Here is a 12,906-nt window from a genome sequence, read left to right as displayed (position 1 = left end):
ATAATATCTATATGTATGATAGAATAGGAGGCTTAAATATGGATATAGATTTACTCTTTAAAATAGTATTTGCTATAGTTGCTATAGGCGTTTCTGTAAAAATTATAAAAACTGTTGCTAGTCTAGCTTTTAAGGTAGCTTTGATATTGCTAATAATTCTATTTGTATATAGAATGTTTTTATAAATTTTCGATAATAAAGTTTTTAAAATATAATAGAGAAGTAATATTAAATTATCTTTAATGAAAATTCTTTATTAATAGATAATCTATTCTACTTCTCTATTTTTATTGGAATGAGTTAAATTAAATCTTTATTATATCTTCCCATGATATAAACATCTTCAAATTTTCCATCTCTAATTACAGCATATTTTTTAGTTCCTTCTATTTCAAATCCCAGTTTTTTGTATAAGTTTAATCCCTTTTCATTGTCTACAATTACTTCTAACCCTACTCTCATCAACTTAATCCAATTGTCTGCTATGTCTAAAAGTTGTTCCATAAGCTTTTGACCTACTCCTATACCATGATACTTTTCATCAACGGTTATTCCTAGTTCTGCACTATGTCTTAATCTTGGAGATGGATTCACATGTAAACCAGCAAAACCTATTACATTTTTTTCTCCATCATTATCAATTTCAGCCACAAACATATAATCATTTTCACCTAGAGAATCTAGCATAGCTATAGTTCTATCCAGCCTATCACTCATTAATGCTAGTGTATTTCTCATAACATTATATGCTCTTCTCATTTCATTAATCGATTTCGCGTCTTCCCTTCTTACTGGTCTTATTACTATGTCTAATGCTTTACTCATACTGTATTCCCCCCTAAACATAACCCTCTTTTTAAATTAATACCTACAATCTTTATTTTATACTGTTTAAATCTATGTATGCTTCTATTTGAGGTATATATATCATATTATCCTTTATATGTGTATTTCCAAACTCTTTTAGTTCAGTGCCATCTTTATCTTTAGTTATTTTGTATTTAATTGATTCTTCTCCTTCGTTTACTTCAGCATGAAAAAACATCCCTTCATATTGTTTAAATCTAAAATTAAAATTATCTTTAGTAAGCCTTATTATCATAATATTTTTTACTCCTTATACAATTGTTATTTTTAATTATTATTAGTTATACATAAATTGTTTATTCATATGAATATTATAACTTATCATTTATTTAGTATAAAGTCATAAATATAAATAACTATACCTATTTTACAATCTAACTTTAATTGATATATAATATATTTATATAAATTAAAGTCTGAGAGGTGAAATATGAGTAAAAAAATAAAATATTTTTCTTTAATCCTTTTTCCTATTGCTTTGTTTTTAAATTTCATAGCAAGTAAAATTCCACATATTGTTGAAAAATATTATTCTCAAGCCATAGATAAAAAAGTTATACAGCTATTAAGTAAAGTTTCAGGAATATTTCCATTTTCTATCTACGAAATTACAATGTACATAATAGTTATATCTATTTTTTTATTTTTATGTTCTATTGTATTTACAATTTTCAAAAAGAATAGAAATTTAAAGACATTTTTAAAGAATTCTATTTTAAATATATTATCCATTTTATCAATAGTTTATTTTCTTTTTGTAGTACTTTGGGGTATAAACTACAATAGAGTTCCACTCGAGAATACCCTTATCAACCAATACAATTTAAAAAACAACAGTTCTGTCCAATCAAAGCAACATAGTACTAAAGAACTTTCTGAGTTATATAAATTTTTGGTAGCTAAAGCAAATGAAACTAGAAAACTTACACTACAAGATAAAAATGGTGTCGTAAAATCTAATACAGATTATAAAGGTGTCATAAATAGAGCTCAATTAGGATATGATAAAATTTCATATATTTTACCTAGTGTTAGTGGTAGTTACTCTAAGCCAAAGTATGTTATTTCATCACATCTTATGTGTTATACAGGAATAACTGGTATATACTTTCCCTTTACAGGTGAGGCAAATATTAATATTGCAATCCCTGACTTATATATTCCTTGTACAGTTGGTCATGAAATGGCACATCAGAGAGGATTTGCTAGTGAAGATGAAGCTAACTTTATAGGTTATCTCACTTCAATAAAACATCCTGATATTGATTTTAATTATTCTGGCTATATTTTGGCCTTAAATTATACTGCTTCTGCTTTAAGCAAAGTTGACTATAAGGCATATGCTGATATTTCTGCTGGTATTTCAGAGTCTGTTCGTAGGGATTTAAAAAATGAGAGTGAATTTTGGCAAAGATATGAAGGTAAAATCGATAAAATCTCCAATGAGTTTAATAATTCTTATTTAAAAGCTAATGGAATTGCTGAAGGAACCCAAAGTTATGGTAAAATGGTTGATTTATTGCTAACTTATTATGAATTATATCCATATAATTAAAAGTATTTATAGAGAATGGGAAAATAGATAAAAAATAAAAAATTGTTATTTTTATCTACTTTTCTATTATTTAATAGTTTATTTTTTATAAGTTCATTATTAAAAAACAAACTATTTCTAAGTATTTACTACATGTATACTTATGATACAAGGAAGAATTATAGTATATATTCTTAAATAGGTTCTAAAATGCATTACTATTTATATTAACATAATACATCAATAGTTTTAGTAACTAAATACTACAATAATAGTAATTATATTGCAGTACTACTATTGTAATTTTCATTTTAGCAAATATAATTTTATTATAATAAATACAGAATAAATTTTGGTACTCACTTATATGATTGAATTAGAATATAGATTTCTTATATCTTTTCAAATTTACTTAATTAAAAATAGCTAGATAATTAAATACCATGAATAAAATTTATTCCAAAGGTACTGAATATCTAGCTATTTTATATTTATTGATTGTATACTATAACTTATCAATTTCTTCCAGTAACTCGTCAACCAATTTATCACCATTAATCATTCTTACAATTTCGCCCTTTTTAAATAAAAGACCTTCACCCTTACCACCAGCAATGCCTATATCGGCTTCTCTAGCTTCTCCAGGTCCGTTTACAGCACACCCCATAATTGCAACAGTAATATCTTTTTCCATACTACCAATTTTATCCTCAACTTCATTTACAACACTAATTAAATCTATATTACATCTTCCACATGTAGGACATGATATAACTTTAATCTTGTCATTTAAAAGACCCAAACTTCTTAAAATCTGTTTACCAACAACAACCTCTTCAACAGGGTCACCTGTCAAAGATATTCTGACAGTATCTCCAATCCCTTTAAGAAGAAGTGCTCCCACACCTATAGAAGACTTTATTGTTCCTTTATGAACACTTCCAGATTCAGTAATTCCAATATGAAGAGGATAATCAACTTTCTTTGATATTAATTCATATGCATCAACAGTTTTATAAATATCAGATGATTTTAGAGAAATAACTATATTATAAAAACCTAAATCTTCAAGAATCTTAATATGTCCCATAGCACTTTCAACTAATGCTTCAGCAGTTGCAGAACCATATTTATTTAAAAGTTCTTTTTCTAAAGAACCTCCATTAACACCAATTCTAATTTTTAGATTTTTTTCCTTGCATTTCTCAACAACCATTCTAACTCTTTCTATGTTTCCAATATTACCAGGATTTATTCTAACACCATCTACACCCTGTTCTATAGCTTCAAGTGCTAACTTATAATCAAAATGTATATCAGCAATAACAGGTATATTTACATTAGACTTTATCTTTCCTATATTTTTAGCTGCTTCCATATCAGGAACAGCAACTCTAACTATATCACAACCAGCTTCTTCTAATCTTTTTATTTGAGATATTGTAGCCTCTGCATCTCTTGTATCAGTATTTGTCATAGATTGTATGCTTATAGGATTTTCTCCTCCTATTTTTACACTCCCAACGCTAACTTCTCTTGTCTGTCTTCTCTTGTAACTCATATTTCACCTCTATATATTATTTTATATTAAAATTATTCAATATCTTAAAAAATACTACAAACTACATATATATTATAAATTAAAAAGCTATATAGTTAAACAACTAAGAATAAATTTAACCTTTTAAAATTAATTTATTCTCACTTAAAACTACATAGCTTTTTTAAACTTTATATAAAGTTAAATTATTGAAATAACCTTAATATATCTTTATATGTTATAAAAAGCATAAATAACATTAAGGCTCCAAATCCAACTACATTTATCATACCTTCTTTATTTGGGTCAAGTTTTTTACCGCCTCTAACAGCTTCTAATAATAACATAAGTATTCTCCAACCATCAAGGGCTGGTATTGGTAATAAGTTTACTATACCTAGATTTAAACTTATGACAGCTGCCAAATAGACTACATTTATAAGACCTGTTTGGGCTGCATCTGATACCATACCAATAACACCTACTGGTCCTGCAACAGCATTACCAATTCCTCCTGGTACACGTCCTGTAACCATTTGACCTAAAAATGTTAACATCTGTTTTGTCATATCCACAGTAGTTTTACATGCATTTACTATTGAACCAAAGAAATCTTTTTCTCTTTGTGGCTGAATTCCTATTTCATACTTTCCATTGTTATCTTTAGGAATTACATTTACAACTTTATCATTTCCATCCCTAGTTATACTAAGCTTCAATTCTCCACCAGAAGAAGTATTTATAATATTTGCAACTTCATCCCAAGTCTTAACAGAATTACCATTTATTTTATTTATCTTATCTCCTACTTGAAGTCCTACTGCTTGTGCAGGAGTATCTTGCATTATTTTTCCAAGTGTAGTAGTTGGAGAACCTATATACAAAAACACTGGTACTAAAAGTATTGCTGCCAGTATTATATTAAATATTGGTCCTGCTACAATAGTACTAAATCTTTGTAGTATAGATTTATTTCCAAAAGAATTTGGACTTATTTGTTCTTCGTCTTCACCCTCCATACTTACATATCCACCAATTGGAAGAGCTCTTATGGAATACTCTGTATCTTTTTTTACACTATATATCTTAGGTCCCATACCTATAGAAAACTCATTTACCTTAATCCCACTTCTTTTTGCAAATATAAAATGTCCTAATTCATGTATTAATACAATTATACTAAATAGTATTAATGCAGCTATTATAGTCATAAATTCACCTTCCTATTTTTTTATCAGATTTTCAACATAAGCTCTACTCCATCTATCTGTTTCTAAAATTTGTTCTAACGTTGGTTTGCTTATGCTTTTATGAACCTCTAAAGTTTTCTCTATGTAATATGGTATGTCATAGAAACCAATTTTATCCTCTAAAAATTCACTTACCAAAACTTCATTTGCAGAATTTAAAACAGAAGAATAAGTTCCACCCATCTTTAGACATTCATAAGCTAATTTTAAACATGGAAAAGTCTCTAAGTCTGGTTCTTCAAAGGTTAAAGTACTAAATTTTGAAAAATTCATTCTTTCAAAATTACTTTCCATTCTATCTGGATATGTAAGAGCATATTGTATAGGCAACCTCATATCTGGACATCCTAATTGTGCAATTATAGAACTATCTGTATACTGTACCATTGAGTGAATTATGCTTTGTGGATGAACTACTACATCTATATTTTCTTGTTTTACTCCAAATAGCCATCTAGCTTCTATTACTTCTAGTCCTTTATTCATAAGAGTTGAAGAGTCAATACTTATTTTTCTTCCCATACTCCAGTTTGGATGCTTTAAAGCTTCATTTTTAGTTATATTTAAAAGTTCTTCTTTTTTCTTTCCTCTAAATGGACCACCAGAAGCTGTAAGTATTATTTTTTCTATATTTTTATTATTCTCTCCATTTAAACACTGAAATATAGCACTATGTTCACTATCAACGGGAAGAATATTTACATTATATTTTTTTGCCTCTGCCATTACAAGCTCTCCAGCAGTTACTAATGTCTCTTTATTCGCTAATGCTATATCTATTCCCTTCTTTATAGCACAAAGTGTTGGGACCAATCCTATCATTCCCACAACAGCAGTTAAAAGTACATCAATTTCATCTAGTGATGAAATTATTTTTAAACCTTCCATTCCTGTTAAAACTTCTATCTCTATATTTTGTGGCAATATTTCTTTTAATTTTAATGCTTTGCTTTCCTCAAAAACGGTTACATATTTAGGTCTAAATTCTACAATTTGTTCAAGTAGTAATTCAATACTGCTATTAGCTGATATTGCAACTACCTCAAACTTGTCTCTATTTTCTCTAACTACATCTAAGGTTTGCTTACCTATAGAGCCTGTAGAACCTAAAATTGATATTTTTTTCATATAATAATCCTTTCTAATAATAAATATACCCTACCAAGACATTATAACACTACTAAAACAATTATTTTTACTATTCACAAAAACTTCATATAATTACTGGAAAAATATATTTAGTTTACATTATAGCATTACTCTTTAATTTTAATTTATTCACATATAGTTACTTTTATTTTTAATCCAATAAAACTCTATCTATTAAATTAAACCTTACCTATTCTTTATATGTTTTTTACAATATTATTAAAATATTTTAGCATCATTAAACATCCTTTTTTATTTCTACAACATCTTCTATTTTACAGTCTAGTGCTAAACATATCTTTTCCATTGTATCCATAGAAACAGACTTATCATTTCCTAATCTACCTAAAACAGAAATACTTATACCTGATATATTTACAAATTCCATCTTTCTTATTTTTCTATCAATTAGCAATTTCCACAATGGAGTGTATGAAATCATTTTATCACCTCTTCTAAAATCTATTTTATCATATTTTATCTATTTTGAAAAATTTTCATCTTTTTCGATAAATAATCATTTATTCAAAATTGGCTAAAACCATGTTCTTTCAATATTGATAAATAAATTCATTTTAATATAACAATAAATAGCACCTATCAAAAATATGTTTTAAAATAATCTGTATCTAATTAAAAAGCTTTACAGAAAATTATATTTATTAACTTTAAGTAATGATAGAAGTAATTTCTTCTGATTACAAATTTGTATAATCATTATCCCAAGTTAACATAACATTCCAAAAAATAAAAAACTTCAATGTTACTTTTTTATATAAATATGTTAAAATAAAACAAAGTAATGGATTAAAAAACTATACTATTAATAGAGGGTTATTAAATGAAGCAGAGTGAAAAAAGAGAAAATGAATTTATAAAAAATAGATGGACTTTAGCTGTCATAGAAAAAGAAAAAAAGGTTACTTGTATTATTCGTTATTTACTAACAATACTTGCTATCATTGCTCTCCTTACTCCTATGAAAATTAAATTTTCCATCTATATATTTATATTACTATTCAGTTGGATGATGTATTTATGGCTATATCCTAAAATGCTACTAGAAATACCTAAAGCAAAAGAATCAAGAAAGTATCATATACCATTTCCTTTAACAGCATGTTCATTATCTATGTTAACTCCACTTTTATCAACAAACACCCTAAATACACCAAATAATGAAAGATTTAGTTTTTCTGCTATTTACATGATAGTGTTGTTAATTTTTTATGCCTTAGTATTAATTATCAAAAAAAGACATGAAACAAAACTTAAAGTATTACTGGTTACCTTATCTACATTTATTCTTAGTTTTTCTACAACACCAGCATTAAATTATATAGCAACATTAGATAAACCTGAGTTTGAATTTGTAACAGTTGTTGATAAAGAAATAAATCCTTCTCGCTCTGAAAACGATTACTATCTTAAAATAAATGTAAATAATAAAATAAAAAAATGAAAGTTACTAATAACATGTATGATTCGACAAATAAAAATAACTCAGTTCAACTTTGTAAAAGAAAGAGTATCTTTGGTTATGAATACTGGACATTACACAAATAACATTATTACATTATTAATAAAATCAAATTGAAATCAACTCAATTATTATATGAACATTTTATTCTTATGATTATTAATCTAAATAAAGCCAATAAGAAAAAGCATTAGTTACATTACTAATACTTTTTATCTATTGCTAATTTTAATTACAAATTTTTAATTCTTCTAGCATGTTATGTTCTTATTACACTTTTACAATATTTATATTATTTTTCAGTCACATATTTATTAAAAAATTTTTTTCTTCTATTGGTCTAGAAAAATAAAATTCTTGTCCCACATCACATTTAATAGTCTTTAAAAAATCTAAGTCTTTCTTAGTTTCAATTCCTTAACATACAACATACATATCTATACGATGTGACATTTTAATAATGTACTAAATGATACTTGTAGACTTTTTCTCAATTAAAGGTTTCTTTAAGTAAGCTTTTCTAAAATTGAATTAACTGGCTCTGATATTTCATTAAAAGCACTTTCAGTTACCTCTATTATAATGTATCTATATAACTTACAAATAACTAATCACTTAGTAAAGGTGATTACAAAAGCTTTGTAGTAACATGTGTTTGATTGATTTTATTTTTAGATGGAAAACATACAATATGTATTTTTACCTTCTTCTTTTGCTCTATACAATGCACTATCTGCACGATGATACAACTCATAAAACTGTTTCCCATCTTCTGGGTATCTAGAAATACCTATACTTACACTTACTTCAAAACATAATTTATCATATGTAAACGTGGTATCTAATCTTTTTAATATATCATGACCTTTTTTTTGCAGGCTTTCTTTATCTCCATTATACTCCATAAATGCTATAAATTCATCACCTCCAACACGGCCAACAATATCTGTTTTCCTAAAATTACTTTTTAGACATTCCGCTAACTCAATTAAGATTTTATCTCCAAATACATGCCCCATAGTATCATTAACATCCTTAAAATTATCTACATCAATCATAAATAATGCATATTTCTTATTTTCATCAACTGATAGCAACATGTGTCTTATCTTTTCCTCAGTAGTACTTTTATTTAGTAATCCTGTCATTAAATCATTTTGAGATTGCTCAATTAACTTATTATACTCTCTCTTTTCTTCATCAATATTTCTTATTTTACCTAGTATCGATATAGTAGCATCTCCAATCTTATCAGGTTCATTAAATACTATAGAACACCATAAATGTACGTTATCTTTAGAACGTATACGTATCTCTATTGCTTCTGGCTTATTACCAATACGTGCATTTTCTAAAGCGTCAAGTAAAATCTGATGGTCTTCTTCATAAATATTTGATAATTGTTCAGAAATTGTTCCTCTTGGTTCTATCTCAAATATACTATAATAGTTATCAGAAAATGTTATTGTACCATCCTTAAAACTATATTCAAATAATATATCTCCCCATTGTTTTAAGGCTGTTTGATAGCGATTAACAAGTCTATTAGATTTTTTATCACTTTTTTCAGAAGTTACATCTGTTGCCTCTGTTACATCCACAATACTTGAATAAAAGTACTTCTTGCCATCTTTATCATTTTCACATAATCTAGAAATCGTTTCTAAAGAAATCAAACGATTATCTTTACATCTAACATGATAATGAAGTGTAACTATATCTCCAGAATTAACTTGGCTTATCATATCTCCAAGTACAACTCTTCTATCTTCTTCTATAATTAAATTGATATACTTTCCATCAAACTTACTTTTAATTTCTTTTTCTGTATAACCTATCAATGATATAAAGCTAGGAGAAATATAATCTAAAGTAAAATTTTCATCAAAATGGATACATTTTACACAAGCAGGAATATTATCTAAAACTCTTCTGTATTTCCAATAGGATTCTTCCATCTCTAAAGACCTTTTCTTAAGCCTATCATTTTCTATTATGACTACAATTAAACTTTTAGAACCCTGCTTACCTTTTACTACATTGCCTGTTCCAAGTATCCATATAGGAGTTCCATCAGATTTTACTACCCTAAATTCAATTGTAACTATATCGCTAATTCCAAGTTGCCTTCTAATTTCATAATTCACATATTCCATATCATCTGGATGCACAAATCCTAATGCTTGATTTTTAAATTTTTCTTCCATCTCTTTAATGTTATAACCTAACATCCTTCTATAGCCTTCATTACATGTAAGAAAAGTAAATTCAGGGTTCATTCCTACTTGAAATATGCCTGCATAAGCATTATCAACCAATTCTTTTATATTCATTGAATGTGTTGGAGTAAAGGCAGAATATACCATACTTTTTTCTTTTTCTATAGAAAGTTCTTTTGATATAACATCTTCCTGATAATTAATGCTCTCAATATTCTTTTCAAAGTAATGCTCATAAAACTTCTCTGCGTTTATAGGCTCATTATAATAAAATCCTTGCAATATTTCTGGTCTCATCTGTTCAATTATTTTTAAAGTTTCTTTATTTTCAATTCCTTCCACATAAACGGACATATTCATACTATGACATAGATTAATAATTTGAGAGACGATTTTTTGGTCTATTACATCATATGTAATACGGTTTAAAAGAGTATGATTAATTTTTAAAGAATCAGCACTTAGTTCACGAAAAATTTCTAAAGATGAATGTTTTGCTCCAAAGCTGTCGAATGTAATCTTAATACCTTGACTTCGAAGAAAATCAAAAGAACTCCTTATTTCTTCTATTTGTTTTATGTTATTATTTTCTGTTAATTCCAATGTAATCAGAGATGGAGATATACCCTCTTGCTTTATAGTGTCTAAAATAAAAAACTTGAAGCTAGGGTCTTCAAGCTGCTGATATGACACATTTATATTCATATTGAAATTTGGCATATATTTTGTCCATACTTTTAATTGCTTTAAAGCTGTTTTAATTACCCATTGACTAACTGTATCCATAAGCCCAGAAGATTCTAAAAAAGGTATAAATTCAGTTGGACCAAGTTTCATTTCAAAATTAGGATTTCTCCAACGAAGCAATACTTCGCATCCATATAGTTTCTTACTATTGTTAAAAATAAGTGGTTGATAATTTAAATAAAATCCTTTAAAATTATTTAATACACTTTCTCTTAGATACTCTATCAACTGTATAGAATACTGCGAAAAAGTCAACTCATCTTTTGAATAGACAATTAGTGTTTTTTTCCCTTGCTTTTTTGCTTTTTCAAATGTAACACGTGCATTTTGGTATAGTGTATCACAATCTATACCATCTTTTGGATAAAAACAAATACTTCCTGATATAGTAAATGAAATAGCATGTCCATTAATCTGTTTTATACATTGTGCGATATCTTGAAACCTATTAAAGAGTTTTGTTAATTCATAACAATCTCCATTTGGATACAAAATTCCAAAACCATTTCCATCTAATCTATATAAACTTATATCTTCAGGTAAAAAAGGTAAAATAGATTTAGAAAACTTTTTTAAAACCCTATCTCCAAATGAATAAGAATATAAGTTATTAATTTGTTCGAAATCATCAATTCCAATAAACATAATACCATATGGCTTTTTCTGTGTTTCTAGACTTGAAAGCATCATTCTCAAATTGTAATTTCCATTTAAATTCGTTAATTTGTCTATAATATTATTAGTTAACATGCCTATTAATCCATCCCCCCTAAATTGCTTTAACTTCTTGAAATAAACTTTTTTCTATTATTTTTTTAATTCCAATCATATTTTCTAGTTATGAAAATTTATATATATATAATAAATTCTTACCTAATTCAAAAGCTATTTTTATACTGGTATACTTTAAATTTACATCATCAACTTGATGATGTTGAAGATGGAGTACCTAATATATTTCAATAAACAATTAAAATATATTATTTATTGAGAATTTAACTATTTGAATTTATTTTATCATATTTTGGAAATATTTTCCTTTTTTTTGATATATTACTTAAATTATACCCATACTTATCAAATAAAATCAATAATATACTTATGACTTATTAATTATACATAAAAATAAAATTTATAATTGAGAATAAATTAGTTATATTCAGATATATAGCTTATAAAAAGATACTATATTTAAAAATGTCGAAATTATTAAATAAAAAAATGAAAATAGCCATGTAACTAAATACTCACAGAATTCTTCTGCTTTTTAAAAGTTACATAGCTATTTTCATTACTAGCAATTATAGACTGCCTTTTTAAAACCAACCAATCTTTATCTAATAAAAAATTTAATAGTATTATATACAAAAGGTGCTACTAATATAACACTATCGAATCTATCTAATATACCCCCATGACCAGGTATTATCTTTCCATAATCCTTTATCCCTACATATCTCTTTATTGAGGATGCAAATAAATCTCCTAATTGAGCTATTATACTTCCTATGCTTCCTATTATAGCCAATTGAAGCAAATCAATACCAAATAAATACCCAAATAAAATACAACAAAGTGTACTTCCTATTATTCCTCCAATAGCTCCTTCTACAGTCTTTTTAGGACTCACTTTAGGGATTAACTTATGTTTGCCAAGTAAATAGCCACTAAAATATGCAAATATATCTGTCATAAAAGATATTACAAATATAAGCCATACATAGATATTCCCTCTTTCAAAGCTATTTATAGTTATAACTATAAAATCTAAAAATACTCCTATATAAAAAACTCCTAAAAATGTAATCGAAACATCTATAACATTGCTTTTGCCCATCAACATATAAATTATACTTGCTAAAAATAAAATGAAAAGCACTGCATAAGTATATTCCAATGGTAAGTTAAAAATATTTTTTACAGCTAAATAAATAGAAAATATATACCCTATAATAAATATTGGATGTATATCTTTTATTTTAAATGCTTTATAAAATTCATGTAATGCAATATAAACTATTGCCATCTCAGCTATATAAAGAGGAATCCCTCCATATACAACAAATAGAAATAATGGAACCAGAGCTAGTGAAGCAATAATTCTTGTAAGCATAAAATAA

General features: G+C 26.6%; 11 protein-coding genes. 3 read left to right on the top strand and 8 right to left on the bottom strand.

All coding sequences use genetic code 11. The features are described 5' to 3' along the window. Positions 1–38: 38 nt before the first annotated feature. Positions 39–185: a hypothetical protein gene (locus IC175_RS00635; protein WP_227434777.1), complete on the top strand. Its 147-nt coding sequence runs from the start codon at positions 39–41 to the stop codon at positions 183–185. A gap of 115 nt (positions 186–300) precedes the next feature. Here the strand turns inward: IC175_RS00635 and IC175_RS00630 are convergent, their stop codons facing one another. Both IC175_RS00630 and IC175_RS00625 read right to left on the bottom strand, forming a co-directional pair. Next, positions 301–825, bottom strand: coding sequence for a GNAT family N-acetyltransferase (locus IC175_RS00630; RefSeq protein WP_227850988.1), 525 nt, complete (start codon positions 823–825; stop codon positions 301–303). Between the two features lie 52 nt (positions 826–877). Next, entirely contained in the window at positions 878–1,102 is a 225-nt protein-coding gene (locus IC175_RS00625) for a hypothetical protein (RefSeq protein WP_227482555.1), read from the bottom strand. Positions 1,103–1,297: 195 nt separating this feature from the next. Between IC175_RS00625 and IC175_RS00620 the strand changes: the two genes are divergently transcribed. Next, positions 1,298–2,422, top strand: coding sequence for a DUF3810 domain-containing protein (locus IC175_RS00620; RefSeq protein WP_227824008.1), 1,125 nt, complete (start codon positions 1,298–1,300; stop codon positions 2,420–2,422). 484 nt (positions 2,423–2,906) lie between these two features. Here the strand turns inward: IC175_RS00620 and ispG are convergent, their stop codons facing one another. The 4 genes from ispG to IC175_RS00600 form a co-directional block, all read right to left on the bottom strand. Beyond that, positions 2,907–3,962: a flavodoxin-dependent (E)-4-hydroxy-3-methylbut-2-enyl-diphosphate synthase gene (gene ispG / locus IC175_RS00615; protein WP_227830603.1), complete on the bottom strand. Its 1,056-nt coding sequence runs from the start codon at positions 3,960–3,962 to the stop codon at positions 2,907–2,909. A gap of 185 nt (positions 3,963–4,147) precedes the next feature. Then, positions 4,148–5,152: an RIP metalloprotease RseP gene (gene rseP, locus IC175_RS00610; protein WP_227482552.1), complete on the bottom strand. Its 1,005-nt coding sequence runs from the start codon at positions 5,150–5,152 to the stop codon at positions 4,148–4,150. Between the two features lie 12 nt (positions 5,153–5,164). Beyond that, positions 5,165–6,319: a 1-deoxy-D-xylulose-5-phosphate reductoisomerase gene (locus tag IC175_RS00605; RefSeq protein ID WP_227830604.1), complete on the bottom strand. Its 1,155-nt coding sequence runs from the start codon at positions 6,317–6,319 to the stop codon at positions 5,165–5,167. A 259-nt stretch (positions 6,320–6,578) separates the two neighbouring features. Next, complete coding sequence (locus IC175_RS00600) at positions 6,579–6,782, bottom strand: helix-turn-helix domain-containing protein (protein ID WP_227434784.1); 204 nt, start codon at positions 6,780–6,782, stop codon at positions 6,579–6,581. Positions 6,783–7,181: 399 nt separating this feature from the next. Between IC175_RS00600 and IC175_RS00595 the strand changes: the two genes are divergently transcribed. Continuing rightward, a complete protein-coding gene (locus tag IC175_RS00595; RefSeq protein WP_227850987.1) occupies positions 7,182–7,802 on the top strand; it encodes a hypothetical protein in 621 nt (206 codons plus the stop codon). A 689-nt stretch (positions 7,803–8,491) separates the two neighbouring features. Here IC175_RS00595 and IC175_RS00590 read toward each other — a convergent pair. Together IC175_RS00590 and IC175_RS00585 are read right to left on the bottom strand one after the other, a co-directional pair. Further along, on the bottom strand, positions 8,492–11,536 hold the full coding sequence (locus IC175_RS00590; protein WP_227850986.1) for a diguanylate cyclase domain-containing protein: 3,045 nt from the start codon (positions 11,534–11,536) through the stop codon (positions 8,492–8,494). A gap of 583 nt (positions 11,537–12,119) precedes the next feature. After that, positions 12,120–12,899 (bottom strand): phosphatidate cytidylyltransferase, encoded by a 780-nt coding sequence (locus IC175_RS00585; RefSeq protein ID WP_227434788.1) that lies wholly within the window; start codon positions 12,897–12,899, stop codon positions 12,120–12,122. Between the last annotated feature and the right edge of the window lie 7 nt (positions 12,900–12,906).

Source organism: Clostridioides sp. ES-S-0123-01 (genome assembly GCF_020658415.1).
Classification (GTDB): Bacteria; Bacillota; Clostridia; order Peptostreptococcales; family Peptostreptococcaceae; genus Clostridioides.
This window is presented reverse-complemented; position numbering and strand designations above follow the sequence as displayed.